This is a genomic window from Stenotrophomonas sp. FBCC-B152, from assembly GCF_059134105.1.
The window spans coordinates 3,368,405-3,395,052 of the sequence record NZ_CP101442.1 but is presented as its reverse complement, the minus strand read 5'-3'; the positions used below and the strand labels follow the sequence as shown (position 1 = coordinate 3,395,052).

At 67.5% G+C, this 26,648-nt stretch carries 25 protein-coding genes; 18 read left to right on the top strand and 7 right to left on the bottom strand.

All coding sequences use genetic code 11. From position 1 onward, the window contains the following. The first annotated feature begins 1 nt into the window (after window position 1). Genes NMB40_RS15565 through NMB40_RS15545 form a run of 5 tightly spaced genes read left to right on the top strand, consistent with a single transcriptional unit; the run spans window position 2 to window position 4,583 of the window. Window positions 2-382, top strand: coding sequence for an STAS domain-containing protein (locus tag NMB40_RS15565; RefSeq protein WP_494358998.1), 381 nt, complete (start codon window positions 2-4; stop codon window positions 380-382). After that, complete coding sequence (locus NMB40_RS15560) at window positions 379-780, top strand: ATP-binding protein (protein WP_494358997.1); 402 nt, start codon at window positions 379-381, stop codon at window positions 778-780. Before NMB40_RS15565 ends, NMB40_RS15560 begins: the two co-directional genes overlap by 4 nt. Next, window positions 771-1,787 carry an ATP-binding protein gene (locus tag NMB40_RS15555; protein ID WP_494358996.1) on the top strand — a complete coding sequence of 339 codons (1,017 nt, stop codon included), beginning with the start codon at window positions 771-773 and terminating at the stop codon, window positions 1,785-1,787. Before NMB40_RS15560 ends, NMB40_RS15555 begins: the two co-directional genes overlap by 10 nt. Further along, window positions 1,784-2,647, top strand: coding sequence for a sensor histidine kinase (locus NMB40_RS15550; RefSeq protein ID WP_494358995.1), 864 nt, complete (start codon window positions 1,784-1,786; stop codon window positions 2,645-2,647). The genes NMB40_RS15555 and NMB40_RS15550 overlap by 4 nt, the downstream gene beginning before the upstream one ends. Continuing rightward, a complete protein-coding gene (locus NMB40_RS15545) occupies window positions 2,634-4,583 on the top strand; it encodes a response regulator (protein WP_494358994.1) in 1,950 nt (649 codons plus the stop codon). Before NMB40_RS15550 ends, NMB40_RS15545 begins: the two co-directional genes overlap by 14 nt. Here the strand turns inward: NMB40_RS15545 and NMB40_RS15540 are convergent. Continuing rightward, window positions 4,577-4,861, bottom strand: coding sequence for a putative quinol monooxygenase (locus NMB40_RS15540; RefSeq protein ID WP_494358993.1), 285 nt, complete (start codon window positions 4,859-4,861; stop codon window positions 4,577-4,579). The genes NMB40_RS15545 and NMB40_RS15540 overlap by 7 nt on opposite strands. Window positions 4,862-4,929: 68 nt before the next feature. Here NMB40_RS15540 and NMB40_RS15535 point away from each other — a divergent pair, with 68 nt between their 5' ends. Both NMB40_RS15535 and NMB40_RS15530 read left to right on the top strand, forming a co-directional pair. After that, the gene (locus tag NMB40_RS15535; protein ID WP_494358992.1) at window positions 4,930-6,384 is read left to right on the top strand and encodes a SulP family inorganic anion transporter; all 1,455 of its coding nucleotides are present in this window, start codon (window positions 4,930-4,932) and stop codon (window positions 6,382-6,384) included. 168 nt (window positions 6,385-6,552) lie between these two features. Continuing rightward, on the top strand, window positions 6,553-9,150 hold the full coding sequence (locus tag NMB40_RS15530) for a methyl-accepting chemotaxis protein (protein WP_494358991.1): 2,598 nt from the start codon (window positions 6,553-6,555) through the stop codon (window positions 9,148-9,150). A 56-nt stretch (window positions 9,151-9,206) separates the two neighbouring features. On the opposite strand, the gene NMB40_RS15525 is transcribed toward NMB40_RS15530, so the two are convergent. Then, window positions 9,207-9,596: a DUF2628 domain-containing protein gene (locus NMB40_RS15525; RefSeq protein ID WP_494358990.1), complete on the bottom strand. Its 390-nt coding sequence runs from the start codon at window positions 9,594-9,596 to the stop codon at window positions 9,207-9,209. Window positions 9,597-9,806: 210 nt separating this feature from the next. On the opposite strand from NMB40_RS15525, the gene NMB40_RS15520 reads away from it, so the two are divergent. The 6 genes from NMB40_RS15520 (at window position 9,807) to hemC (ending at window position 15,917) form a co-directional block, all read left to right on the top strand. Beyond that, complete coding sequence (locus NMB40_RS15520) at window positions 9,807-9,971, top strand: hypothetical protein (RefSeq protein ID WP_448143622.1); 165 nt, start codon at window positions 9,807-9,809, stop codon at window positions 9,969-9,971. Window positions 9,972-10,420: 449 nt separating this feature from the next. Further along, window positions 10,421-12,325, top strand: a complete 1,905-nt coding sequence (gene mdoH, locus NMB40_RS15515) for a glucans biosynthesis glucosyltransferase MdoH (RefSeq protein WP_494358989.1) — start codon at window positions 10,421-10,423, stop codon at window positions 12,323-12,325. Between the two features lie 99 nt (window positions 12,326-12,424). Further along, complete coding sequence (locus NMB40_RS15510) at window positions 12,425-13,099, top strand: alpha/beta hydrolase (RefSeq protein WP_494358988.1); 675 nt, start codon at window positions 12,425-12,427, stop codon at window positions 13,097-13,099. 3 nt (window positions 13,100-13,102) lie between these two features. Further along, window positions 13,103-14,149, top strand: a complete 1,047-nt coding sequence (locus NMB40_RS15505; RefSeq protein ID WP_494358987.1) for a sensor histidine kinase — start codon at window positions 13,103-13,105, stop codon at window positions 14,147-14,149. Between the two features lie 10 nt (window positions 14,150-14,159). Continuing rightward, entirely contained in the window at window positions 14,160-14,888 is a 729-nt protein-coding gene (locus NMB40_RS15500) for a LytR/AlgR family response regulator transcription factor (protein ID WP_448143618.1), read from the top strand. Window positions 14,889-15,005: 117 nt separating this feature from the next. Next, window positions 15,006-15,917 carry a hydroxymethylbilane synthase gene (gene hemC, locus NMB40_RS15495; RefSeq protein ID WP_494358986.1) on the top strand — a complete coding sequence of 304 codons (912 nt, stop codon included), beginning with the start codon at window positions 15,006-15,008 and terminating at the stop codon, window positions 15,915-15,917. 79 nt (window positions 15,918-15,996) lie between these two features. Here hemC and NMB40_RS15490 read toward each other — a convergent pair whose 3' ends face one another. After that, window positions 15,997-16,773 carry a DUF481 domain-containing protein gene (locus NMB40_RS15490; RefSeq protein ID WP_282248425.1) on the bottom strand — a complete coding sequence of 259 codons (777 nt, stop codon included), beginning with the start codon at window positions 16,771-16,773 and terminating at the stop codon, window positions 15,997-15,999. Window positions 16,774-16,889: 116 nt separating this feature from the next. Further along, on the bottom strand, window positions 16,890-17,504 hold the full coding sequence (locus NMB40_RS15485; RefSeq protein WP_494358985.1) for a hypothetical protein: 615 nt from the start codon (window positions 17,502-17,504) through the stop codon (window positions 16,890-16,892). A gap of 90 nt (window positions 17,505-17,594) precedes the next feature. Between NMB40_RS15485 and NMB40_RS15480 the strand changes: the two genes are divergently transcribed. Both NMB40_RS15480 and NMB40_RS15475 read left to right on the top strand, forming a co-directional pair. Further along, window positions 17,595-18,560, top strand: a complete 966-nt coding sequence (locus tag NMB40_RS15480) for a helix-turn-helix transcriptional regulator (RefSeq protein WP_282248423.1) — start codon at window positions 17,595-17,597, stop codon at window positions 18,558-18,560. A 145-nt stretch (window positions 18,561-18,705) separates the two neighbouring features. Then, window positions 18,706-19,500 (top strand): MetQ/NlpA family ABC transporter substrate-binding protein, encoded by a 795-nt coding sequence (locus tag NMB40_RS15475; protein ID WP_494358984.1) that lies wholly within the window; start codon window positions 18,706-18,708, stop codon window positions 19,498-19,500. A 29-nt stretch (window positions 19,501-19,529) separates the two neighbouring features. Here NMB40_RS15475 and glpK read toward each other — a convergent pair whose 3' ends face one another. The 3 genes from glpK to NMB40_RS15460 form a co-directional block, all read right to left on the bottom strand. Continuing rightward, the gene (gene glpK / locus NMB40_RS15470; protein ID WP_494358983.1) at window positions 19,530-21,032 is read right to left on the bottom strand and encodes a glycerol kinase GlpK; all 1,503 of its coding nucleotides are present in this window, start codon (window positions 21,030-21,032) and stop codon (window positions 19,530-19,532) included. 47 nt (window positions 21,033-21,079) lie between these two features. Beyond that, a complete protein-coding gene (glpD, locus tag NMB40_RS15465; RefSeq protein ID WP_494358982.1) occupies window positions 21,080-22,576 on the bottom strand; it encodes a glycerol-3-phosphate dehydrogenase in 1,497 nt (498 codons plus the stop codon). A 165-nt stretch (window positions 22,577-22,741) separates the two neighbouring features. Continuing rightward, window positions 22,742-23,374 carry an OmpW/AlkL family protein gene (locus NMB40_RS15460; protein ID WP_093534654.1) on the bottom strand — a complete coding sequence of 211 codons (633 nt, stop codon included), beginning with the start codon at window positions 23,372-23,374 and terminating at the stop codon, window positions 22,742-22,744. Between the two features lie 160 nt (window positions 23,375-23,534). Here NMB40_RS15460 and NMB40_RS15455 point away from each other — a divergent pair, with 160 nt between their 5' ends. From NMB40_RS15455 to NMB40_RS15445, 3 genes are all read left to right on the top strand, one after another. After that, window positions 23,535-24,089: a DNA-deoxyinosine glycosylase gene (locus NMB40_RS15455; protein WP_494358981.1), complete on the top strand. Its 555-nt coding sequence runs from the start codon at window positions 23,535-23,537 to the stop codon at window positions 24,087-24,089. A gap of 179 nt (window positions 24,090-24,268) precedes the next feature. Next, on the top strand, window positions 24,269-25,990 hold the full coding sequence (gene aceF / locus NMB40_RS15450; protein ID WP_494358980.1) for a dihydrolipoyllysine-residue acetyltransferase: 1,722 nt from the start codon (window positions 24,269-24,271) through the stop codon (window positions 25,988-25,990). Further along, entirely contained in the window at window positions 25,987-26,637 is a 651-nt protein-coding gene (locus NMB40_RS15445) for a hypothetical protein (protein WP_448143612.1), read from the top strand. Before aceF ends, NMB40_RS15445 begins: the two co-directional genes overlap by 4 nt. The last annotated feature ends 11 nt before the right edge of the window (window positions 26,638-26,648 follow it).

The following is a 26,648-nucleotide window of genomic DNA, read 5'->3' as shown; positions in this document are numbered from 1 at the left end:
AATGGACCGCATCCCGATCCTGCAGATGGGCGATCTGCTGCTGGTGACCATCCAGGTCGACATGCATGACCAGCTTGCGCTGACCCTGCAGGACGACCTGACCGAGCGCATCCAGAAGACCTCTGCACGCGGCGTACTGATCGACATTTCCGCGCTGGATATCGTCGATTCGTTCATTGGCCGGATGATTTCCACCATCTCTTCGCTGGCCCGGATCATGGATGCCACCACGGTGGTGGTGGGCATGCAGCCGGCCGTGGCGATCACGCTGGTGGAGCTGGGCCTGACCCTGACCGGCGTGCGCACCGCGCTGAATGTCGAACGTGGCATGGAACTGCTGCGCATGGACCTGCAGCAGCAGCCGGACGACGAGACGCCATGATTGCCGTCAGTGGATCCTTGCCGATCCGCGTCGAGCAGGACGTGGTGCTGGCCCGCCAGGCCGCCCGCCAGGCCGCCGTGGCATGCAAGATGCGGCTCATCGACCAGACCAAGCTGGTCACCGCCGCCAGCGAGCTGGCCCGCAACGCCGTGATCTATGGCGGCGGTGGCAGCATGGAATGGGAGGTGGTGGACAGCGGCCTGCGCCGCGGGCTACGCCTGGTGTTCTCCGACAACGGCCCCGGCATCCCCGACATCGCCCAGGCCCTGACCGATGGCTGGACCTCGGGCAGCGGCATGGGGCTGGGCCTGTCCGGCTCGCGCCGGCTGGTGGACCAGTTCGAACTGGAGAGTGAGCCTGGCAAGGGCACCCGGGTTGCCATCACCAAATGGATCTGAATTTCTCTGGCCGCGTTACCCGGGTCGTGGTTGTGGAAGAGGTCTCGCAGGTAGGGCAGGCGCGTCGCGAAGCGCTGGCCATGGCCGATGGCATCGGCTTCGATGAAATGGATGCCGGCCGGGTGGCGTTGGCCGCCACGGAGCTGGCCACCAACGTGATCAAGCACGGACGCGGCGGGCGCATGTACCTCTCGGTGGTATGTGGTCGCGGCGGTGAGGGCATCGAACTGTGCACGCTCGATGCCGGGCCGGGCTTCTCGCTGGCGCAGTCGCTGCCTGACGGCTATTCGACGGGCGGAACCCAGGGCCTGGGCCTCGGCGCGATCCAGCGCCAGGCCACCGTGCTCGATGCCTGGTCCGACGGCAAGGGCTGCGTGGTGGTCGCGCGTATCTACGCAAGCCGCGTTGCCCGCAACGTGGACGTGCCCTACGGTGCGCTGCGCCTGGCCATGCGCCATGAAGTGGCCTGCGGCGACGCCTGGCACCTGCGTGCCGACCCCCAGTCGGTGGCCGTGACGCTGATCGATGGCTTGGGGCACGGGCTGTCGGCGGCCGATGCCGCCCAGGCCGGCGTGGCGGCCGTGGCCGCGCGCGGCGCGGCTGCACCGGCGGACCTGATCGCGGCGATGCACGCCGGCATGGCCGGTACCCGGGGCGGGGCCGCGGCGGTTGCCAGCGTGGACGTCGCCAGCGGCGCGGTCCAGTTCGCCGGCATCGGCAACATTTCAGCGGGCCTGCATGAGGCGACCACGACGCGCGGCATGGCCTCCCACCCCGGCATCGTCGGGGTGCAGTTCCGCAAGGCGCAACCATTCCATTTTCACGCGCCGGCAGGCACGCTGCTGCTCATGCACACTGATGGATTGCAGGCGCGCTGGAGCCTGCGCGACTACCCCGGCCTGTTCCATCGCCACCCGGCGCTTATAGTGGCGGTGCTGCAGCGCGATTTCGATCGTGGCCGCGACGACACCGGCATCATCGCCCTGCGGCTCGGAGACCTGCATTGAACGCGCTATCCCCCGAACAGGAAATCGTCCAGCTGCGCACGCAGGCAGACGCCCTGCGCGCGGAGCTGGAGGAAACCAACCAGGGCGTGCTGGCCCTGTACGCCGAACTGGACCAGCAGGCCGAGCAGCTGCGCGAGGTCTCCGAGCTCAAGAGCCGGTTCCTGTCTTACATGAGCCATGAGTTCCGCACGCCGCTGGGCTCGATCCTGAGCATGACCCGGCTGCTTGAAGACGGCATCGACGGCCCGCTGACCGACGAGCAGCGCCGGCAGGTGCGCTTCATCAGCGGCTCGGCGGCCGAGCTGCGCGAAATGGTCGACGACCTGCTGGACCTGGCCAAGATCGAAGCGGGCCGGATCACCATTTCGCCGGCCTGGTTCGACCTGATGGACCTGTTCGCGGCGCTGCGCGGCATGTTCCGGCCCCTCATCGAAGAGAACCGCGTCGACCTGGTGTTCGAAGATCCGCCGGCGTTGCCCCTGCTCTACACCGATGACAAGAAGCTGGCGCAGATCCTGCGCAACTTCATTTCCAACGCGCTCAAGTTCACGCCGAACGGCCAGGTGGTGGTGTCGGCCAAGCTGGTCGACGAGGATTCGGTGTGCTTCAGCGTGCGCGATACGGGCATCGGCATTCCGCAGGACCTGCTGCCCACCCTGTTCGAGGATTTCGTGCAGGTCGACACGCCGCTGCAGAAGCGGCTGCGCGGCACCGGCCTGGGCTTGTCGCTGTGCAAGCGCTTTGCCGAACTGCTGGGCGGCGAGGTGGGGGTGACCAGCGAACTGGGCGTTGGTTCGGAGTTCCATGTGAGGCTGCCGCTGAAGCTGGCTGCCGCGGAGACTGCTGATGCCGACGCGTGACCGGATCCTGATCGTCGACGACAACGCGGCCACCCGCTATTCGGTGCGCCGGGTGCTGGAACACCACGGGTTCCGCGTGGAGGAAGCCGGTACCGGCACCGACGGCCTGGCCCAGCTCAAAGAACAGGATTTCGGTGCGCTGGTGCTGGACGTCAACCTGCCGGACATGAGCGGTTTCGATGTCGTCCGCCAGCTGCGCGAAGACCCGCGCATGCAGTTGCTGCCCGTCGTGCATGTCTCGGCCGCCTCGATCGCCACCGGCGACCTCATCACCGGCCTCAACGCCGGTGCCGACGCCTACCTGGTGCACCCGGTGGATCCGGACGTGCTGCTGGCCACGCTGCGCAGCCTGTTGCGCGCGCGCCGGGCCGAAGACGCCTTGCGCGATGCCGAAGCGCGCTTCGGCGAGATCTTCCGCCAGATCAACGCACCGATCAGCGTGCTGGATGCACAGCTGCAGGTGCACGAAGCCAACGATGCCTTCAAGCGCCTGCTGGGAGAGGATCTGGGGCCGGGCCGGATCGAGGCATTGCTGGACCACCAGTTCGGGCCGATGAGCGCGTTGAAGGTGGCGCTGGACGAAGGCGAGCGCTGGCAGGGCACCTTCGCCCTGCAGGTGCAGGGCAGCCGGCGCATGACCGAATGGCGGATGACGCCTTACAGCGCTCCTGGCCTTGGCCTGGTGCTGGTCGAAGACATCACCGAGCGCCACGTGCGCGAACTGGAGCAGCGCCAGGAACTGGAAAGCGCCAACAGCGAGCTGGCGTTCCAGATCGCCGAGCGCGAGCGCACCGAAATGGAGCTGATGCAGGCCCAGAAGATGGATTCGCTGGGCCAGCTGACCGGCGGTATCGCGCACGATTTCAACAACCTGCTGACCACCATCATCTCCGGCCTGGACATGATCGAGATGGCCGCCAGCAGCGGCAAGTGGGACAAGGCCAGCCGTTACGTCGACATCGCCACCGCCTCGGCGCACCGCGCCGCGGCGCTGACCCAGCGCATGCTGGCCTTTGCCCGCAAGCAGCCGCTGGATCCGCAGACCTTCGATGTGGTCGCCCGCGTGCGCTCGCTGGAAGACATGCTGCGGCGCTCGATCGGCGAGAACATTGAACTGGAACTGGAGCTGGGCGCCGAACCGCTGGTGGCCATGGCCGATCCCAACCAGTTCGAGAATGTCATGCTCAACCTGGTCATCAACGCGCGCGATGCGCTGGCCGGCCAGGGCCTGATCCGCATCCGCGCGGGCCGCGCGAAGATCGAGCGCGACCATGAGCTGTCGGCGGGCAACTACATCAGCGTCAAAGTGATCGACAACGGCGCCGGCATTCCGCTGGACCTGATCAACAAGGTATTCGAACCGTTCTTCACCACCAAGCCGCAGGGCGAAGGCACCGGTCTGGGCCTGTCGATGACCTACGGCTTCGCGCGCCAGTCCGGCGGCAGCGCCCGTATTGCCAGTGAGCAGGGGGAAGGTGCCGAGATCGAACTGCTGTTGCCCGAGGGCCAGCAACAGGTCGAACTGGAGTCAGCGTCCACGGCGCAGGTGCAGGTGCAGCGCGGCCATGCCGAACGCATCCTGCTGGTGGACGACACCGATTCGGTACGGATGATGGTGCGCGAAATGCTGGTCGAGGTCGGCTACCAGGTCGTGGAAGCAACCAACGCGCAGCAGGCGCTGCTGGAGCTGCATTCAGCGCGTGCCGTGGACCTGTTGTTGTCCGACGTCGGCCTGCCCGGCATGAACGGTCGCGACCTGGCCGATGCCGCGCGCGCGTTGCGCCCGACCTTGCCGGTGCTGTTCATCACCGGCTATACGGAAAGTGCCGCCGTGCGAAACGAGTTCCTGGGCGAGGGCATGTCGCTGCTGCCCAAACCGTTCAGCGTGCACGAGTTGCTGCACAGCGTTGGCGCGATGTTCGGCCCTCGTCAGTAACCACCCACCGGTTCGGTTTCAAACCGTTCGCCGAAGCCGGTGATATGCGGGCGCGCCCGGGCAATGGCCTGCTGTACGCCCGGCAGCGCCAGCGAGGCGTGGTGGAGTTCAGCGGTGTCCCAGACTTCAGTGATCCAGATTGCGTCGGCATTGGCGGGATCCTTTGCCACCACGTAGCTCCGGCACCCCGGCATGGCCTGGGTGCCCTCCAGCAGCATCGCGATGACCGCGTCGCGCTCGCCGGGAGCGATGTTCATCTTTCCGATCAGACCGTACATGGATGCCTTCCCGCTGCTCGATGGAGGGTCGATGGTATCCTGCGCGCCGTTCTGCCGCCTGGCCCCCCATGCCTGTCTCCTATTCCCCGCGCCAGCAGTGGCTTGGCAATATCCGTGGCGACCTGCTTTCGGGCACCGTGGTCGCCTTGGCGCTCATTCCTGAAGCCATTGCCTTCTCGATCATTGCCGGCGTGGACCCCAAGGTGGGCCTGTATGCGTCGTTCTGCATCGCCGTGGTCACCGCCATCGCAGGCGGCCGGCCGGGCATGATCTCGGCGGCCACCGGCGCGATGGCGCTGGTGATGGTGGACCTGGTGAAGGACCACGGCCTGCAGTACCTGCTCGCCGCGACGATCCTGGCCGGCGTGCTGCAGATCATCGCCGGCGCACTGAAGCTGGGCGCGCTGATGCGGTTCGTGTCGCGTTCGGTGATCACCGGCTTCGTCAACGCACTGGCCATCCTCATTTTCCTGGCGCAGATGCCCGAGTTGATCGGGCGCTCGTGGCAGGTGTGGGCGGTGTGTGCGGCGGGGCTGGCCATCATCTACCTGTTGCCGCGGTTGACCCGTGCGGTGCCGTCACCGCTGGTGGCCATCGTGGTGCTGACCGCGCTGTCGATCGGGCTGCACTGGGAGGTGCGTACCGTGGGCGACATGGGCGCACTGCCCGACAGCCTGCCCACGTTCCTGTTCCCGGATGTGCCGATGACGTGGGACACGCTGGCGCTGCTGCTGCCGGTCTCGGCAACCCTCGCGGTGGTGGGCCTGCTGGAGTCGATGATGACCGCGCAGATCGTCGAGGACATGACCGACACCCCGAGCCAGCGCAACCGCGAATGCGCCGGCCAGGGCCTGGCCAACATCACCGCCGGCCTGTTCGGCGGCATGGGCGGCTGCGCGATGATCGGGCAGTCGGTCATCAATGTGTCTTCCGGCGGACGTGGCCGGTTGTCCTGCCTGGTGGCAGGCGTGCTGCTGTTGCTGCTGGTGGTGTACGGGCACGAGTGGGTGCGGCAGATCCCCATGGCCGCGTTGGTGGCGGTGATGATCATGGTCAGCATCGGGACCTTCCACTGGCGTTCCTTTGCCGAGTTCCGCGTGCACCCCATGAGCTCCTCGGTGGTGATGGTGGCCACCGTGGTGGTGACCGTGGCTACCCACGACCTGGCCAAGGGCGTTCTGACCGGGGTGCTGCTGTCGGCGCTGTTCTTCGCACGCAAGGTGGGTCGGCTGCTGGTCGTCACCGACCACACCGATGCCAACGGGGTGCGCACCTACACGGCCACCGGGCAGGTGTTCTTCGCTTCGGCGGGGCAGTTCGGCGAGAGCTTTGATTTCCAGCAGGTGCCGGCGCGGGTGCTGATCGACCTCAGCCAGGCCCACTTCTGGGACCTGAGTGCGGTTGGCGCACTGGACAGGGTCACCCGCAAACTGCGCGGGCATGGGGCGCAGGTCGAGGTGATCGGACTCAACACCGCCAGCCAGACGTTGGTTGAGCGGCTGGGTGGCCGTCCGCCTCACTGAACCCGGTCAGGATTCAGCGCTCAACATCTCCAGCACAGGGCCGTTACCAGCGTATGACCCGACCTGCATGTGCGTTGCACCGTGCAGGACGGGCCGCAATGGACTGCGTGACGTAGTAGCGGTGCCCACGGGCGCGCGCTGTTCTGTACTCCTGCCTGGAACACCCCCATGTCCACGTCCCGCTCGTCCGCTTCCAAGCGCCCCGGCAGCATCGCCAACCGGCTGATGCTGGGTACCGCGCTGATTGCCATGCTCTGCTTCGGGGTGACCGCCGCCCTCAGTTACCGCGAAGCCAGCCAGGCGCTGCTCGAATCCTCGCGGCGGACCATGGAAAGCCAGGCCGAGGCCGAATCGCGCCGGGTCGGTGCCGACCTGGCGGCCGCGTTTTCCACCAGCCAGGCACTGGCCGACAGCCTGGTGGTGCAGCACCGCGCCAGCGGCCTGTCACGCGCGACCGCCGCACAGGTGCTGCAGCAGCAGCTGCAGTCGCACCCGGAATGGGTGGGCATGGGCACGCTGTGGGAACCGCAGGCCTTCGATGGCAGGGACGCCGACTTCGTCGATGCCGAGGCCCACGACGCCACCGGTCGCTTCATGAGCTATTGGGCCTGGCAGGACGGCGCGCCGGTGCAGGACGTACTCAAGGGCTATGACGTCCCCGGCGATGGCGACTGGTACCTGCGCCCGCGTGAGCTCAAGCGGCAGGCCGTGAGCGAGCCGTACCGTTATGAGATCGGCGGCAAGCAGGTGCTGATGACCACGCTGTCGACCCCGGTGCTCGACAACGGCCAGTTCCTGGGCGCGGTGACCGTGGACGTCGGCCTGGCTGCACTGCAGGAGCGTCTGGCGGCGTTGCGCCCGATGGAGCAGGGCCACGTCGAACTGATTTCGCCCGGCGGCATCGTGCTGGCCGCGCAGGATGCCAAGCAGATCGGCCAGCGCCGCGACGATGCCGTCACTGCGCAGGTCCTTGCAGCCGTGGCTCGTGACCAGCGTTTCGAGGCGTTCACCCCGGATGCGGCAGGCAACGTGAAGGCGTATGTGCCGCTGCGCATCGGTGGCAGCGAAGAGCGGTTCGCGCTGGGCGTGATCGTGCCGTATGCGCTGATCACCGAACAGGCGCGCTCGCTGCTGTGGATCATCCTCGGCGTTGGCCTGGGCGCGGCGCTGGTGCTCAGCGGCAGTGTGTACGTGCTGCTGCGCCGCCAGGCGATCCGCCCGCTTGCTGATGCCGTGCGGTTGTCAGCGGACGTGGCCGAAGGCCGCCTGGACACCCCGCTGCCGCCGCCGCGCGACGACGAAGTGGGGCGCCTGCTGGAGTCCATGCAGCGCATGCGCGGCCAGCTGCGTGCGGTGATGGCCGCGCAGGGCGAGATGGCGCAGCGCCATGAAGCAGGCGAACTCGGCTACCGGATGGATGCGCAGGCATTCCCGGGCGAGTACGGGCGCATGGTGGAAGACACCAACCAGCTGGTAGGGGCGAACATTGCCGTCACCCGTCGCCTTGTCGACGTGATGCAGCGCTATGCCGTGGGCGACCTGTCGCAGGACATGGACCGCCTGCCCGGTGACCAGGCCGTGTTCACCGATGCGATGGACACCACCAAGGCCAACCTGCGCGCGATCAATACCCAGATCCGTGACCTGGCCGGTGCCGCCGCGCGCGGCGATTTCAGCCAGCGCGGCGACGGCGTGCGCTTCGACCACGACTTCCGCGCCATGGTCGAAAACCTCAACACCATGATGCAGGTGAGCGACGACAACCTGCAGCAGATCTCCGCGCTGCTGCGCGCGATCGCCGCCGGCGACCTCACCGCCCGCATGCATGGCCAGTTCCATGGCGTGTTCGCGCAGATGCGCGACGATGCCGATACCACCGTGACCCAGCTGACCGACATCGTCGGGCGTATCCAGCAGGCGACCGACAGCATCAACCTGGCGGCGGGCGAAATCGCGTCGGGCAACAGCGATCTGTCGCGCCGTACCGAACAGCAGGCCGCGAGCCTGGAGGAAACCGCCGCTTCGATGGAGGAACTGACCTCCACCGTGCGCCAGAACGCCGACCATGCCGTGCAGGCCAACCAGCTGGCGGCCGGTGCTGCCACCGTGGCCGAACAGGGCGGGCAGGTGGTGGGCCAGGTGGTGACCACCATGGCCGGGATCGAAGCCGCGTCCAAGCGCATCGCCGAGATCATCTCGGTCATCGATGGCATCGCCTTCCAGACCAACATCCTGGCGCTCAATGCCGCGGTGGAAGCGGCACGCGCCGGTGAGCAGGGCCGCGGCTTTGCGGTGGTGGCTTCGGAAGTACGCGCGCTGGCGCAGCGCTCGGCGGGTGCGGCCAAGGAGATCAAGCAGCTGATCGACGATTCGGTGGAGCAGGTCGCCGAAGGCTCGGCGCTGGTGCAGACCGCCGGGCGCACCATGGAAGAGATCGTTACCGGCGTGCGCCGGGTCAACGACATCATGGCCGAGATTTCCGCCGCCTCGAAGGAACAGTCCGCCGGCATCGAACAGGTCAACCAGACCATCACCCAGATGGATGAAACCACCCAGCAGAATGCGGCGCTGGTGGAAGAAGCCACCGCAGCGGCGCGGGCGATGGAAGAGCAGGCCCAGCACCTGGGCACGGCGGTGGCGATCTTCCGTACGGGCGCTGCTGCGCCGGTCGTAGCGCCTGCGGCACCGCGCAAGGCCGTCGGCCCGAAACGGACCCCGGTGCGTGCAGCGGCGGCAGCCGTCGAGACCGAATGGGAAACCTTCTGAGCAAAAAAAAGCCCGGTCAATCGACCGGGCTTTTCAGCTGATCCGAGCTGGGGGATTTACCAGCGCATGCCCTTGAAGGGGTTCCAGCTGGTGTCGCCCTTCACCTTTTCCAGGTAGTAGTTGTAGTTGGTGGTGAGCGCGATGAACAGCGACCACGCAATGGCGATGCCACGGCCGATCGGGTCGGGCAGGAACGCCAGCACCACGCCGAGCACCAGGGTCAGGCCGAGGATGGTCAGGGCCTTGCGCCACATGCCCAGGATGAAGAGGTAGATGCAGCCGAAGAACAGGGCAAAGAAGTTGAAGTTGACCTTGATCTTCTGCCCGAACGGCAGCGCCTTGTAGGCGGCCTTGAAGGCGGGCGAGTTCGGCGCGCCGTGGGCGTTGAAGAAGTCAAAACGGAACTGCCACTTGGGGCTGAAGGGTGACGCGATGTTGGAATCCATATCCACTTTGTAATGTTGAAAACGGTTACATGATAGTCGCTGACTATCGAGTAACGCCAGTTTTCTGACGCAAGAACGTGCTTGTGCACCCCTGCGTGGGCGACGTCACACATTCGTCCACAATTTCATATAGGGTTCGCATTCCTCGCGGCATGGGAGCCGCGCGGTGTATTGGAATGGATCGAGAGTCAGACCATGTCGAGTGTTGTGATGTCCCCTGAGCGTCCTGAAGCCGGCCCGCGCATCCTGCCGTGCCCGGTTGCCACCCAGGCGCAGCATCTGCTGGCACAGCTGCAGTTTTCCCACGTCGGTTCGCGTGCGCTGGCGCGGCTGCCGGTGGAGAGCGATGTGGCCGTGGAAGCCACGCCGGCCTGAGTCGCATCGGCGTACCCGCCCGCCGCCGCCGGGCGCCCCGGCGCGTCGCGGCCTCTGTCATCCGCCTTGAGCGTGATTGCCCTGCGCAGTTCCGGGCCGGGCACGTCTGTCCGGCGTCCGGCTGCGGGGCAGGTCCCAACGGCCGCTGCGTAGGGGGTTTGCCTACATCCTGAATAGGGAAACCCTTACGGCACAAGGCCTGCGGCCATTTGTCGCAATCTGCCCGTCCCGAGGCCGGCCCGGCTTTGCTGAATGGGGGGAAATGCCCCGAAAGCCCCTTCGCGCCCGGCTTACATTTGGCCCCCTATGCTGAGCCGCATTTTTCGCCTCAGTGCCGTTGGAGAGTTCGTGGGTTCCGGTAGTCACAGACATCAGCAGGGCGCCGGCCACGGCCACGCCGCTGCAGGACACAGCAGCACTGGATGGAAGCGCACGCAGGGTAGCCACGCATGAGTGTGCAGACCGTCAACGCCGTGATCGACGCCGGCCGCCCGGTGCTGCCCGTTGAAACGCCGATGGGCATGCCCGAACAGACCTTCACCGAGGGCCGCCTGCTCACCCCGCGCCAGCGCACCGCGCCGCGCATGATCGCGCTGCGCCGCTTCTATATCTTCGGCGGCACCGCGGCCATGACCGTGGCGGCCACCCACATGATGTGGAAGGTGTTGGCCACCAACGGCATCACCGTGCTGGAAGGCTGCCTGCTGGTGCTGTTCGTGGCGCTGTTTGCCTGGATCGCGCTGTCCTTCGCCGGCGCCCTGGCCGGGTTCCTGACCGCCGTGTTCGACCGCGGCTACAAGCTGGGCATCGACCCGGACCAGCCGCTGCCGCAGGTGCATACGCGCACCGCGCTGCTGATGCCCACCTACAACGAAGACCCGCGCCGCCTGCTGGCCGGCCTGCAGGCCATCTATGAGTCGGTGGCCAGTACCGGACAACTGGAGCAGTTCGATTTCTTCGTGCTCAGCGACACCCGGCGCGAAGACATCGGCGTAGCCGAGGAGCAGGCGTTCGCCGAGCTGTGCGATGCGGTGGGCGGGCATGAGCGGCTGTTCTACCGGCGCCGTGGCGACAACAGCGGGCGCAAGGCCGGCAACATTGCCGACTGGGTGCGCCGCTTTGGCGGCGGTTACCCGCAGATGCTGATCCTGGACGCCGACAGCCTGATGACCGGCGACACCATCGTGCGCCTGGTGGCCGGCATGGAACACAACCCGGACGTGGGCCTGATCCAGACCCTGCCGGCGGTGATCGGTGGGCGCACCCTGTTCGCGCGCATGCAGCAGTTTGGCGGGCGCGTGTACGGCCCGGTGATCGGGCGCGGCGTGGCGTGGTGGCACGGCGCGGAAAGCAATTACTGGGGCCACAACGCGGTGATCCGCACCGAAGCCTTCGCCGACAATGCCGGCCTGCCGCCGTTGCCGGGCCGGCAGCCGTTTGGTGGCCACGTGCTGAGCCACGATTTCGTCGAAGCGGCGCTGATGCGTCGCGGTGGCTGGGCCACCCACATGGTGCCCTACCTCAAGGGCAGCTATGAAGAAGGTCCGCCGACCCTGACCGACATGCTGGTGCGCGACCGCCGCTGGTGCCAGGGCAACCTGCAACACGCCAAGGTAGTGGGTTCGCGTGGCCTGCACTGGGTCAGCCGCATGCACATGATGATCGGCATCGGCCATTACTTCACCGCGCCGATGTGGGCAATGCTGATGCTGATCGGCATCGCCATCCCGCTGTTCCAGGGCGGCATCGATTTCAGCGAAGTGCTGCACATGTCGCCGGGCCTGTACTGGCGCCAGCAGGATGAAACCCAGGTGATCCGCATGTTCGCCATCACCATGGCGGTGCTGCTGCTGCCCAAGGTGCTGGGCTACATCGCGATGTTGATTGATCCTGCCGAGCGACGCGGCTGCGGCGGTGGCATCCGCGCGTTCGTGTCGATGCTGCTGGAAACCGTGCTGGCGGCCCTGATGGCACCGGTGGTGATGTACGTGCAGTCGCGCGGCGTGGCCGAAGTGCTGGCCGGCAAGGATTCGGGCTGGGATGCACAGCAGCGCGACGACGGCGGCATTTCCTGGCCGGCACTGATCAAGGGCTACGGTGGCCTCAGCGTGTTCGGGTTGTTCATGGGCGTGCTGGCCTATGCGGTATCGCCGGCGCTGGCGGCCTGGATGGCACCGGTGGTGGTGGGCATGGTGCTGGCCATTCCGGTGGTCGCGTTGACCTCCGGGCGCCGGGCCGGCGACCTGCTGCACCGCCTGCGCCTGATGGAAATCCCCGAAGAAACCACCCCGCCCACCATCCTGCAGCGCGCCGCCGAACTGCGCCGCGCCGCCGCCCAGCGCACCGGCCACTGACCGGCACCGCAATCGCATCACGGCGTAGAGCCACGCCCTGCGTGGCTGCCGCAGACCGTCTACCCCCATAATGGTTCCAGAACGTACTGGAGCCATCAGATGTCGCGCACGCTGGAAACCGTAGTCAACGAAACCGCCGCCAACCCGCAATGGGCCGTGCTCTGGCTGCATGGCCTGGGCGCCGATGGCCACGATTTCGCCCCGATCGTGCCTGAGCTGCTGCGTCCGCACTGGCCGGCGATCCGCTTCGTGTTTCCGCACGCCCCGGTGCAGCCGATCACCATCAACAACGGCGTGCCCATGCGCGCCTGGTATGACATCGTCAGCATGGACTTCCGTTCGCGCGCCGATGCTTCCGGTGTGGATGCCTCGGTACAGGCGCTGGATGCCCTGATCGATGCGGAGGTCGCGCGCGGCATTCCGGTCGAGCGCATCCTGCTCGCGGGTTTCTCGCAGGGCGGGGCGATCATCCTCAGCGCTGCATTGCGCTCGACCCGTGCCATCGCCGGTCTGATCGCGCTTTCCACCTACCTGCCGGATCCGGAAGCCGCCATCAACGCCGCCATTCCGAACGGCGCCCGCCCGCCGGTGTTCATGGCCCATGGCGCGCAGGATCCGGTGATCCCGCAGGTGATCGCCGCCGACACCGCCCAGCGGCTCACGGCAGCCGGCTTCCCGCTGCAGTGGCATTCCTATTCCATGGCCCACCAGGTCTGCGCCGAAGAGCTGCAGGCGCTGGGTGACTGGCTGGACGCGCGCTTCGCCACGGCCTGAGCCATGAACGACCCGCGCCAGCAGCTGTGGTTGCCCGAGCTGTGCCGCCTGCCGCGGCTGGGCGCGATGCTTGGCCTGGCAGAGCTGGTGGTGGTGGTGGTGGCGCTGGCGCCGGATGGCAGCCGGCAATGGAGCGTGCCGGATTTCCTGTCGGCCAGCGGCCTGGCGTTGTGGCTGGCGTTGGCGGTCACGGTGAGCCTGTGCGCGGCGCGGGCGACCCTGTCGCGCCTCCCGGAAGCGTTGGGTTCGGCGGTGGCAGTGGCCATGGCCGCCCTGATCGCTGCTGCCTGCACCGGCATCGTGCACGCGCTCTATGCGGTGCTGGATGCGCGGGGTTTCGCCGGGGACGTCGGCTTCTGGCGGTTCACCCTGGGCTGCGCCACGGTCACCGCGCTGATCGTGGCGCTGGCCCTGCGCTACTTCTACGTGAGTGATCGCTGGAGCGCGCAGACCGTGGCCAACGCGCGCGCGCAGGCCGATGCGCTGCAGGCGCGGATCCGCCCGCATTTCCTGTTCAACAGCATGAACCTCATCGCCAGCCTGGTCCGGCGCGATCCGGAAGTGGCCGAGCGCGCGGTGCTGGACCTGTCCGACCTGTTCCGTGCCGCACTGGGCGCGGGCGAGGGCGACTCCACCCTGCAGGCCGAGTGCGAACTGGCCGAAGCCTACCTGTCGATCGAATCGCTGCGGCTGGGCGAACGCCTGCAGGTGGAATGGCAACGCGAAGACGGCCTGCCATGGACCCTGCCGATGCCCCGCCTGGTGCTGCAGCCGTTGGTGGAAAACGCGGTGCTGCATGGCGTCTCCCGACTGCCGGGCGGCGGCACCATCGTCATTGCGTTGACCCGCGAAGGCGCGCAGCTGCACATCCGCATCCGGAACCCCGCGCCCGATCCGGACGCGCGTGCGCTGCCGCTGATGCAGGGCGCCGGGCATGCGCAGCGCAACATCGCGCACCGCCTGGCCTGGCGGTTCGGCCCAGGGGCACGGATGACGGGAGCATGGAACGACGGCTACTATGCCTGCGACATCTTCGTGCCTGTTCAGTGAGGAAGCCTGCTTGAGAGTTGTCATCGCCGACGACGAGCCGCTCGCCCGCGAGCGCCTGCGCAGCCTGCTGGCCGAACAGCCGGGGGTCGAGGTGGTGGCCGAAGCAGAGAATGGCGAGCAGGCGCTGCATGCCTGCGCCGAGCTGCAGCCGGACCTGGTGCTCTTGGATATCGCCATGCCCGGGCTGGATGGCCTGGAGGCCGCGCGCCACCTGGCCACGTTCGACCCGCGCCCGGCGGTGGTGTTCTGCACGGCCTACGATGCGCACGCGCTGTCGGCGTTCGAGGCGGCGGCGATCGATTACCTGATGAAGCCGGTGCGCAGCGAACGGCTGGTCGCAGCGCTGGAACGCGCGCGGACCTTCCTGGCTGGCCGCAACGGGCAGCCCAGCGTGCCCAGCCAGCAGGCACGCACGCTGTTGTGCGCGCGCCTGCGCGGCAGCCTGCGGCTGATCCCGATCGACGACATCCACTACCTGCAGGCCGAGGAAAAGTACGTGGTGGTGCACCACGCACGTGGCGAGGACCTCATCGAAGAATCGCTGAAGTCGCTGGAAGAGGAATTTGCCAGCCGCTTCGTGCGCATCCACCGCAACTGCCTGGTGGCCCGCCACGAACTGGTGGAGCTGCGACGAAATGGCGCAGGCCAGGTCCAGGCCGTGCTGCGCCATGGCAAGGCCCCCCTGGAGGTCAGCCGGCGCTGCGTGGCGAGCCTCAAACAGGATCTGAAACATCTGTGATGCAGTCACGACCAACGGTCGTGACCTACCGGTTGGCAATGTACCGGCGAACGGGTGCGACACCGCGGTAGGTATCGACCGTTGGTCGATACGCCTTCCGGCGGCGATAATGGGGCCATGACCACCCTGCGCATCGCCACCCGAAAGAGCCCGCTTGCCCTGTGGCAGAGCGAACACGTTGCCGACCGCCTGCGCCTGGCCCACCCCGGGCTGGACGTGGTGCTGGTGCCGATGAGCACCCGCGGCGACGAAGTGCTGGACCGCTCGCTCGCCGCGATCGGCGGCAAGGGCCTGTTCCTCAAGGAACTGGAACTGGCCATGCTGCGCGGCGATGCGGACTGCGCGGTGCACTCGCTCAAGGACGTACCGATGGAGCTGGACGCGCCGTTCGCGCTGCCGGCGATGCTGCCCCGGCACGACCCGGCCGACGGGTTCATTTCCAACCTGTACGCCTCAGTGGACGCGCTGCCGATCGGCGCGCGCGTGGGCACCTCCTCGCTGCGCCGCCAGGCCCAGCTGCGCGCGCTGCGCCCGGACCTGGAACTGCTGGACCTGCGCGGCAACGTCAACACGCGGCTGGCCAAGCTCGACAACGGCGGCTACGACGCCATCGTGCTGGCCGTGGCCGGCCTGGAACGGCTGGGGTTGGGCGGCCGCATTGTCGCGCGGTTGGCGGCACCGGACTGGTTGCCGGCGCCGGCGCAGGGCGCGGTCACAGTGGAATGCAACGGCGACGATGCGCGGGTGATGGCGTTGTTCGCCCCGCTCGACGATGCCCGCACGCGCGCCTGCGTGGAAGCCGAGCGCGCCATGAACCGCGCGCTGCACGGCAGCTGCCACGTGCCGGTGGCCGGCTACGCGCAGTGGGAAGGTGACAGCCTGTTCCTGCAGGGCCTGGTCGGCGGCGTGGCCGACGGCCGCCTGATCCGCGCCGAAGCGCGCGGCCCGGGCAATGACCCGGATGCGCTCGGGAAAGCGGTGGCCCAGGGCCTGCTGGATGGCGGCGCAGGCGAACTGCTGGCCGTTTGAAGCGTGCCGACCAACGGTCGGCACCTACCACGAGCGTTGCCGGTAGGTACCGACCGTTGGTCGGTACGCACCGCGGGCATCATTTGAATTTATAGACGACGTTCATCGTGGTCAGGGTGTCGGTCTTGCGCTTGTCTTCGGCCACGTCGCTGTTGTAACGCGCCTGCCAGGCGGCCTTCAGCGCCAGGTGCTCGTTCATGCTCACCGACACGCCGAAATCGTTCTGGCCGAAGGTGTTGTAAGAGCCCGATTCCACCAGCAGGGTGTTGATCAGGTCGGTATTGGGGGTCAGCGAATACTTCACGTCGAACAGCCCACGGCCGATCAGGCCGGTACGGGTTTCGTCGTCTTCGGTGTTGTGCGTGCGGCGCACACCGGGGCCGATCTGCGCATCCATGTAGAAGCGGTCGCCTTCCACCAGCCGGGTGCCGTAACCCAGGCCGAACGAGCTCTGGCGGTCGTAGGTGGCGAAGTCGTCGCGCTCGTAACGCACCGTGGCGGTGATCTGGCGGTGTTCGCCCAGCTGCAGCGCGCTGCCGGCGCTGCCGGTGTAGCGGTTGGCGGTGGTGTTGCTGCGCTTGGTGATGGTGCCGTCGTCGGCGGTTTCGGTGTATTCCGAACGCGAACGCAGGCCGAACAGGTCCATGCTGTGCACCCAGTCGTCATCGGTATAGCGCAGGCGCAGGCGGCCGTTGGCGCTTTCGGTGTTGCTGTTGCCCCGTGCGGAGGCAAAGCCGAGTTCACCGCCGCTGCCGCTCCAGGGTGAGGTCATCGCGGCCAGGTCGGTGGTGTCCTGGGCAAAGGCGGCCGGGGCACTGAGCAGCAGGGAAGCAAGCAACGTCACGCGCAGGGACATCAACGGTTCTCCGGATCAACTGGGGGGAGGAGCAACGCGTGATGATACTTGATGCCTTCACGCGGTTTTTCCTTTTCCCGCCCGTGCTTTAGGAGAGGTTTGGACTTGTCGCCTGTTCAGGGCACCGCGATCTGCAGTGTCGGGTCGTCGAAACGGCTGTAATCCACCGTGACCTTGAAGGGCTTGCCCTGGGTCTGGCCCTGGCGTTCGATCCGCACCGGAAGGCCCGCCGCGTTGATCCAGTAAAGCATTCCGTCCGGTGCGGCGCTGGCATGGCGCACGCGGTAGCGGCGGGCGGGCTGCCCGGCCACGCGTTCCTCGCCCAGCGCCTCGACCTGCAGTTCGGCAGCGGTGGCGTCGGCCGGCAGCGGGCTGCGCCATTGCGCCAGCAGGCCCGGCGGCACCGGTACCTGGCGCACTTCGCCGGCGCGCTGCAGGAAGAACGTGTCGCCGATGATGGTCTGCACGCCCTCGTCGGTCTGCAGCCGGTAGCGGTCCGGCGCCACGAATTCCATGCTGGCGTCCAGCGTGCGCGGCCCCTGCATGCGTAGGCTGGCGTGGAAGCTGCGCAGTTGCCCGAATCGCTGGCTGGCGGTCAGCACCGCCTGCGCGGGATCGCTGGCCACCGGTACCGGTGGCGGCACGGCGGCAGCAGGAGCGGCGGGTGCAGGCGCCTGCCCGCAGGCAGTCAGCAGCAGGGTCAGCACGGCAACGGCAGGCAGCAGGCGCATGGCGGGGTTCGGGCGGGCAGGGGGCCCCAACGATAGCCGAAGTTCGGATCCGGGCCGCCACAACGGCGGCGACTCGGACATAATCGGGTCATGGACCGATATGAACGCATCAACGCCCTGCATCGTCTGCTGAAGTCCGCCCGCTATCCGGTCACGGTGGCGACCCTGCAGGAAAAACTGGCATGTTCGCGCGCCACCGTATATCGCGACCTGGCCTTCCTGCGCGATGCGCTGATGGCGCCGGTCGAAGGCGATGGCGAGGCCGGCTTCCGCTACCAAGACAACGAGAGCGAGCGGTTCGAGCTGCCCGGGCTGTGGCTCAGCTCGGAAGAACTGCACGCCCTGCTGGCCTCGCAGCACCTGCTGGCGCGTACCGGCGGCGGCGTGTTGTCGTCGGTGCTGGCACCGCTGCAGCAGCGCATCGAAGGGCTGCTGGCCGCGCAGGCTGGCGTGTCGACCTGGCCGGTGGACCGGGTGCGGGTGATCCCGCACCGCGGCCGCAAGTTCGATGAGGCGAGCTTCCGTGCGGTGGCCTCGGCGGTGCTGGAGCGCAAGCAGCTGGCGTTTGAATACCGCGCCCGTTCCACCGACGAGGCGACCAAACGCACCGTGTCGCCGCAGCGCATGACCCACTATCGCGACAACTGGTACCTGGATGCCTGGGACCACGGCCGCGAGGGCCTGCGCAGCTTCGCCGTGGACCGCATCTACAAGGCCCGCGTGGTCGACACGGTCGCGCGTGACGTGGACGACACCGAGCTGGACGAGCAGCTGGGCGCCAGCTACGGCATCTTCTCCGGCCCGCCCAAGGGCTGGGCCACCATCGTCTTCAGCGCCAAGGCCGCGCGCTGGGTGGCCGACGAGCATTGGCATTCCAAGCAGCAGGGCCGGTTCCTGCCCGACGGCCGCTACGAGCTGAAGGTGCCCTACAGCGTCTCGCGCGAGCTGCTGATGGACGTGCTGCACTACGGTTCGGATGCGGAAATCATCGAACCGACCGTGCTGCGCGAGCAGGCCAAGGCGCTGCTGATGATGGCGCTGAGCAACTACGAGTAGAGCCACGCCCTGCGTGGCGAGTGCGGTTCCAGCCACGCAGGGCGTGGCTCTACCGGCATTCCATATTGGAATGACCTGGCTGGTACCCCGTCAGCCGTAGCTGCGGTATGGTTGGCTGCTACGCAGCCCCCCGGATTCCGCCCCCATGAAGAAGACCCTGTTGCTCCCGCTGCTGGCCGCCACGCTGGCCCTGGCCGCCTGCGGCAAGCCCTCCGCCGATTCCAGCAAGCTGGTGGTCGCGGCCACCGCGGTGCCGCACGCCGAGATCCTGGCGGTGGTCAAGCCGATCCTGCAGAAGGAAGGCCTGGAGCTGGACGTGAAGGTCTTCAACGACTACGTGCAGCCCAACGACCAGCTGGTGCAGAAACAGGTGGACGTGAACTACTTCCAGACCGAGCCGTACCTGGACGCCTACAACCGCGACCGCAAGACCGACCTGACCAAGGTCATCGGCGTGCACATCGAGCCGTTCGGCGCCTACTCGCGCCGCTTCAAGTCGCTTGCCGACCTGCCGGTGGGTGCCGACGTGGTGATTCCCAACGACCCGAGCAACAACAGCCGCGCGCTGATCCTGCTGCACAAGGCCGGCGTGATCACGCTCAAGGACCCGAGCAACGCATTGGCTACGCAGCGCGACATCATCGCCAACCCGAAGCAGCTCAAGTTCCGCGAACTGGATTCGGCGATGCTGCCGCGCGTGCTCGACCAGGTGGACCTGGCCCTGATCAACACCAACTACGCGCTGGACGCGGGCCTCAACCCGACCCAGGACGCACTGGCCATTGAAAGCAAGGATTCACCGTACGTGAACTTCCTGGTGGCCCGCCCGGACAACAAGGATGACCCGCGCGTGCAGCAGCTGGCCAAGGCGCTGACCAGCCCGGAAGTGAAGGCCTTCATTGCCGAGAAATACAAGGGCGCGGTGCTGCCTGCGTTCTGATCGGGCACGAGCCGACCAACGGTCGGCTCCTACCGCGGGACGCGGAACCCCATCGTGGCTTCCACCGCCTGTACCCATCCGGCGTACAGCGCTTCGCGTTCGGCCGCGGCCATCTGCGGCACGAACCGGCGATCCACCGCCCACTGCTCGGCAATCTCGGCGCGGCTGCTCCAGAACCCTGTGGCCAGGCCGGCCAGGTAGGCCGCGCCCAGCGCAGTGGTTTCGGCCACCTGCGGGCGCAGCACGGGCACGCACAGCAGGTCGCTCTGGAACTGCGCCATGAAGTCATTGGCGATCGCGCCCCCATCGGCGCGCAGTTCCTTCAGCTCAATCCCCGCATCGGCCTGCATCGCGGCCAGCACGTCGCGGGTCTGGTAGGCCATCGATTCCACCGCCGCACGGATGAAGTGTTCCTTGGTGGTGCCCCGGCTCAGGCCGAACACCGCTCCGCGCACATCGCTGCGCCAATACGGCGCGCCCAGGCCCACGAACGCCGGCACCATGTACACCCCGCCGTTGTCGGCCGCGCGTTCGGCATAGGCCTGGCAGTCGCTGGACTTGCCGAACATGCGCAGCCCGTCGCGCAGCCACTGCACGACGGAGCCGGCCACGAAGATCGACCCTTCCAGGGCATATTCCACCTGCCCGTCGATGCCCCAGGCCAGCGTGGTGAGCAGCCCGTTGCTGGAGGCCACCGCGCGGGTGCCGGTGTGCATCAGCATGAAACAGCCGGTGCCGTAGGTGTTCTTGACCATGCCCGGTTCGAAGCAGGCCTGGCCGAACAGCGCGGCCTGCTGGTCCCCGGCGATCCCGGCGATGGGGATGTGCTGGTCGAAGAAGAACTGCGAACGGGTGGTGCCATACACCTCGCTGGAGCCGCGCACCTCCGGCAGCATCGCGCGCGGGATGTCCAGCAGGGCGAGCAGTTCGTCATCCCAGGCCAGGGTGTGGATGTTGAACAGCAGCGTGCGGGCTGCATTGCTGTAGTCGGTGACGTGCACCGCGCCGCCGGTGAGGTTCCACACCAGCCAGCTGTCGATGGTGCCGAACAGCAGATCGCCGCGCTCGGCGCGGGCCTGCGCGCCTTCCACGTGGTCCAGGATCCAGCGGATCTTGGTCGCCGAAAAGTAGGCATCCACCAGCAGGCCGGTGCGCTCGCGGATCAGCGGCTCGTGGCCCTCGGCCTTGAGTCGTTCGCAGATGTCGTTGCTCTGCCGGGACTGCCAGACGATTGCATTGTGGATGGGCTGGCCGGTGGCTTTGTCCCAGACCACCGTCGTTTCGCGCTGGTTGGTGATGCCGATCGCCGCGATCTGGCGCGGGTCGACCTGCTCGCGGTTGAGCAGTTCGGTCAGGGTGGTGTAGACGCTGGTCAGGATCTCGCGCGGATCGTGTTCCACCCAGCCGGGTTGCGGGAAGATCTGCCCGAACTCGCGCTGCGCCACCCCGGCGACGTGCCCGGCGCGGTCGAACAGCATTGCGCGCGAGCTGGTGGTGCCCTGGTCGATGGCGAGTACGTAGCGTTTGTCCATGGTGGATCCTGGGGTGCGGCCGGCACGATGCACTGGCGATGGTAACGCTACGCGATTGCCGCGTGCCGCTGCTGCAGGAACGCCGCAAGCGCGGCCCGCTGCGCGGCGTCCAGGCGCAGCCCGAGATGCGTCCGCCGCCATAGCAGGTCGTCCAGCTCGACGGCCCATTCCTGCTCGATCAGGTAGTCCACTTCACGCTCATACAGCCCCGCGCCGAAATGCCGGCCCAGCTCCGCCGGCGAGCGGGCCTCGCCCAGCACCGCGCGGGCGCGCGAACCGTGGCGGCGCGCCAGATCCCGCAGCAGCGCTTCCGGCTGCTGCGGATACGCTGCCTGCAGCGCGGCCAGCAGCGCTTCCACGCTGCCGCCGTCGCCACCGGGCAGGGCAGGGCCGCTGGCGGTCCATGCCGGTTCGCTGCGGCCCAGCGCCGCACCCAGCTGGTCCACGGCTTCTTCGGCCAGGGTGCGGCAGGTGGTGAGCTTGCCGCCCAGCACGCTCAGCATGACGGCCTGCTGCGTATCGAGATGGAGCCGGTAGTCGCGGCTGACCTTGGCGGCATCGTGGTGGTGGTCGGCCAGCAGAGGGCGCACGCCGCTGTACTGCCACACCACGTTCTCCGGCTGCACAGCGGTACGCAGCCATGCGTTGACGGCCGCGCACAGGTAGGTCACCTCGGCGGGTGCGGCCTGCACGCGGGCCGGGTCACCGTCGTAGTCCAGGTCGGTAGTGCCGATCAGGCTGTAATCCTGTTCGAAAGGAATCACGAACACCACGCGCTGGTCGGGCTGCTGCAACAGCAGCGCGCTGTCCTGCGCATGCAGGCGCGGCACCACGATATGGCTGCCCTGGACCAGGCGCAGCCCGATCGGCGCATCCAGTCCGGCACGTTCCAGCAGGTTGCCTGCCCAAGGGCCGGTGGCGTTGACCACCGAGCGCACCCGCAGGCGCTGCACCTGGCCATCGGCCCGGCGCAATACGGCCAGCCAGTGGTCGCGGTGGCGGATCAGCTGTTCGCAGCGGGTGCGGGTGCGGATGTCGGCACCCCGCTCGCGCGCATCCATCGCGGTGATCACCACCAGCCGCGCATCATCCACGCGTGCATCGCTGTAGCTGAAGGCCGCACGGTAGCGGGGCTGCAGCACGGCGCCGAGCGGGTCCCCGCGCAGGTCCAGCCGTCGGGAGCGAGGAAACGCCGTACCCGCATCGATCAGGTGGTCGTACAGCCAGAGGCCGGCGCGCAGCATCCACGCGGGGCGCAGGTGGCGTGCATGCGGTACTACGAACGTGGTGGGAGTGACCAGATGGGGCGCCAGCCGGTGCAGCACACTGCGTTCGCGCAGCGCCTTGCGCACCAGCGCGAACTGCCCGTACTGCAGGTAGCGGAGCCCGCCATGGATCAGTTTGGTGCTGGCACTGGAGGTATGCGCGGCCAGGTCGTCCTGCTCGCACAGGCACACCGACCAGCCGCGCCCGGCCGCATCGCGGGCAATGGCCACCCCGTTGATCCCACCGCCGACGACCAGGACATCCAGCATGTCATCCATAGGCTTCCCCCTCGCGCTGGTGAACAGTATTGGTGTCACCGGAGCAAGAAAGAATGAAGGCGGTAGCGCCCTACCGTTGGTAGGGCGACCGATTAAAAAAAAGGATCCAGAAACGACAACGGGCCCGCGAGGGGCCCGTTGCATTGCTACGTGGAGCGGAAGCGCTTAGAAGCGCGCGCCGATACCAAAGCCCACGGTCCACGGATCCAGCTTGGCTTCGTCGCCGGTGCTGCGGCCGTTGACGGTCAGGTCCGGGCGCGAATGCATGTAGCGGGCATCGGCGCGGGCGAACCAGGTGCTGTTGATGTTCATGTCCACGCCGACGGTGCCGATGGCGCCCTTGGCGGTTTCCAGCCCGATATGACCGGCGTCGCTGGCCAGCTTCTCGTTGCTGAAGTTCGACTCGTAGTAACCCACGCCCACGAACGGACGGAACACGTTGTCGGCCTGGCCGAAGTGGTACTGGCCGCTCAGCGCGATCGGCTGCTGCTCAACCGTGCCCAGCTTGGCATTGTTGGCGCCGCGCACGCGGTGATCGAACTTGTCAGCTGCGCCCCACAGTTCCACGGCCCAATTGTCGTTGATGTAGTAGCTGAAGCTCAGCGTCGGCGCCGGGCCGCCATCGACCTTGTCGATGCCTTCCAGCGGATCGTTCTTCGGCTGCAGCAATGCAACGCCGCCGACAACGGCGAAATGCTTGCCCGACGCGGTGTCGGTGGTGCTGTCCTGCGCGAAGGCGGCAGGTGCGAAGGCAAGGGCAGTCAGGGTAGCCAAGGTCAGGGTGCGGATGGAGCGCATGGGGGAATCTCCTCAGTGTTTTTTTGTTCTGGGCCCTCGTTGCATCGGGGCGAGGCAAACGTAGTCCCCGCAACATGAATCGAATCCGACGCACGTTAAAATTTAGTTTGTTCTGTTCAGCCAGCAGCGCGAAATCGTTGCGCTGGCGCGCGATCATGCTATGCGCGACATTCATGCATCTGGAGACACTGTGACGATTCCAACGCTGTGCATCGGCCTGCCTGCGCAGGTTGCGGCGGATTGCCGCGTCCTGGTGCTGGGGTCGATGCCGGGCGTTGCATCGCTGCATGCGGCGCAGTACTACGCGCATCCGCGCAATCGGTTCTGGCCGTTGATGTCGGCGCTGACCGGGATCGATGCAGGCCTTGTCTACCTTGATCGGCTGCAGGCGCTGCAATCGGCGGGTGTGGGGCTGTGGGATGTGATCGGGCAGTGCGAGCGGCGTGGCAGCCTGGACACGGCCATCGTGCGCGGCAGCGAAGTGCCCAATGCCGTGGCCGAACTGATCGTGCGGTTGCCGGCGCTGGTGGCCGTGGCATGCAATGGCGGCACCGCACATGCGGCCTTCCTGCGTTACATCGTGCCCGTGCTGGGCGAGCGTGCGAGGTCGCTGCCAGTGTGGTCGCTGCCCTCGACCAGCCCGGCGAATGCGGCATGGCCGCTGCCGCGCCTGCAGGTGGCGTGGCAGCCCGTGGCCGATGTCCTGGCCGGCTGAGCCGGATCTCGGCGGGACAATACGGTACCGACTGGAACACCCCTCGCGGCAGTGCCCATCCCTGCTGCAACAGGCTGTCCCGGGACAGAGGCATTGAAAATTGCCCAAGCTGGTTGGCGCTGACGCCTCATGCCCCCACAATAGGCGATTCCCTACACCAGATTGCCGGAGTTATCCCCATGGCCGAAATCAAGGAAGCACTTGTCCCCGATATCGGTGACTACAGCGATATCCCGGTAATCGAGGTGCTTGTCGCCGTTGGTGACACCGTCAAGAAGGACCAGGGCCTGGTCACGCTCGAGTCGGACAAGGCCACGATGGAAGTGCCGTCCTCGGTCGCCGGCGTGGTCAAGGAAATCAAGGTCAAGGTCGGCGACAACCTGTCCGAGGGCAAGGTCGTGGCGCTGATCGAAGTGGCCGACGCTGCCGCCGCGCCGGCCCCGGCCGCTGCGCCGGCACCCGCCCCGGCCAAGGCGGCTGCGGCCGCCGCCCCGGCGCCGGCCACCCAGAGCGCGCCCGCCGCTGCACCGGCTGCTGCCGGTGGTGGCCCGGTGGAAGCGCTGGTGCCGGACATCGGCGATTACACCGACATCCCGGTCATCGAAGTGCTGGTCGCCGTCGGCGATACGGTCAAGAAGGACCAGGGCCTGGTCACGCTCGAGTCGGACAAGGCCACGATGGAAGTGCCGTCCTCGGTCGCCGGCGTGGTCAAGGAAATCAAGGTCAAGGTCGGCGACACCCTGTCGCAGGGCAAGGTAGTGGCCATCATCGAGGCCGACGGTGCTGCCGCACCGGCCCCGACCCAGGCCGCTGCTGCCGCGGCCCCGGCCGCTGCTGAAACCGGCACCAAAGTGGAACCGGTCGCCGTGCCGGCGCAGCCGGACAAGCTGGCGGCGCGCGAGATCGCCAGCGCCCCCTCGGCCGGCGCCCCGAGCAGCCCGCCGGTGCAGTTCAACGCCGACAGCGTGCTGCCGTCCAAGGTGCCGTACGCCACCCCGGCGGTGCGCGTGTTCGCCCGCGAGCTGGGCGTGGACCTCAACCAGCTGACCGGCACCGAGAAGGGCGGCCGCATCACCAAGGCCGACGTGCAGAAGTTCGTCAAGTCGGCGCTGACCGGCGGTGGCACCGCCGCTGCCGGTGGCACGGTCGCCGCCGGTGGTGGGCTCAACCTGCTGCCGTGGCCGAAGGTCGACTTCAGCAAGTTCGGCGAGGTGGAAACCCAGCCGCTGTCGCGCATCAAGAAGATTTCCGGTGCCAACCTGGCGCGCAACTGGGCCATGATCCCGCACGTCACCCAGTTCGAGCAGGCCGACATCACCGACCTGGAAGGCCTGCGCGTGGCGCTCAACAAGGAAAACGAGAAGGCCGGCATCAAGCTGACCATGCTCGCCTTCCTGATCAAGGCCAGCGCCGCGGCGCTCAAGCAGTTCCCGGAATTCAACGCATCGCTGGATGCGGCCGGTGAAAACCTCACCCTGAAGAAGTACTTCAACATCGGCTTCGCCGCTGACACCCCGAACGGCCTGGTCGTTCCGGTGATCCGCGACGTCGACAAGAAGGGCGTGGTGCAGATCGCGCAGGAAACCGGCGAGCTGGCCAAGAAGGCGCGCGACGGCAAGCTGGGCCCGGCCGACATGAGCGGCGGCTGCTTCTCGATCAGCTCGCTGGGCGGCATCGGCGGCACCGCGTTCACCCCGATCGTCAATGCGCCGGAAGTGGCCATCCTGGGCGTGTCCAAGTCCTCGATCCAGCCGGTCTGGAACGGCAAGGAATTCGCCCCGAAGCTGATGCTGCCGCTGTCGCTGAGCTACGACCACCGCGTCATCGACGGTGCGCTGGCCGCGCGCTTCACCACGTACCTGTCGCAGGTGCTGGCCGACATGCGGCGCGTGCTGCTGTGAGGCAGCGCCTGGCGGGCATTGCGGTGGCATTGGCCGCGTTGGTCGTCGCACCCGGCGCGTCTGCCGCGTGCACGACCGATCTGGGCCACGGCTGGCCGCCGGCCGTGGGCAACTACGGCCAGGCCGTGGAAACCCTGTTCGATGGCAAGGTGCAGCCCTCGCTGGCGCTGACCATCCTGCCCAAGGGCGGGGTGGAAACCGGCGTGTCGCTGCTGCCCGGCACCCAGGACCAGGCGTGGACCCTGCGTTACAGCAAGGCCGACAAGCGCGTGTACAACTGGAACAACAGTGCACGCGGTGGTGGCGTGGAGCTGCGCGTGGACCAGGAGCCGGACCAGTACCAGGTCGCCATCCCCGCCGCGCTGGCCCAGCGCCTGCTGCGCAGCTGGCAGGCCGCGCTGGTGTCGGGCGTGCCCGCCGGGCGCAAGGCGCCGGTGACCGACGGTGAGGTGCTGTCCTTCCAGGTGGCTGGCGAACGCTACAGCGGTCCGCGCTGGGAGTGCGGCGCCGGCAAGCTGATGATGAAACAGGTGGCGCTGCTGATCGAAGCCAGCGACACCAAGGAAAAGAAGCTCGACCGTCGCTGGCAGGATCTGGACGAGTCGCTCGACGAGCTGCAGCAACTGCTCGCCGGCAACGCCGGCTGAGACCCAGGAGA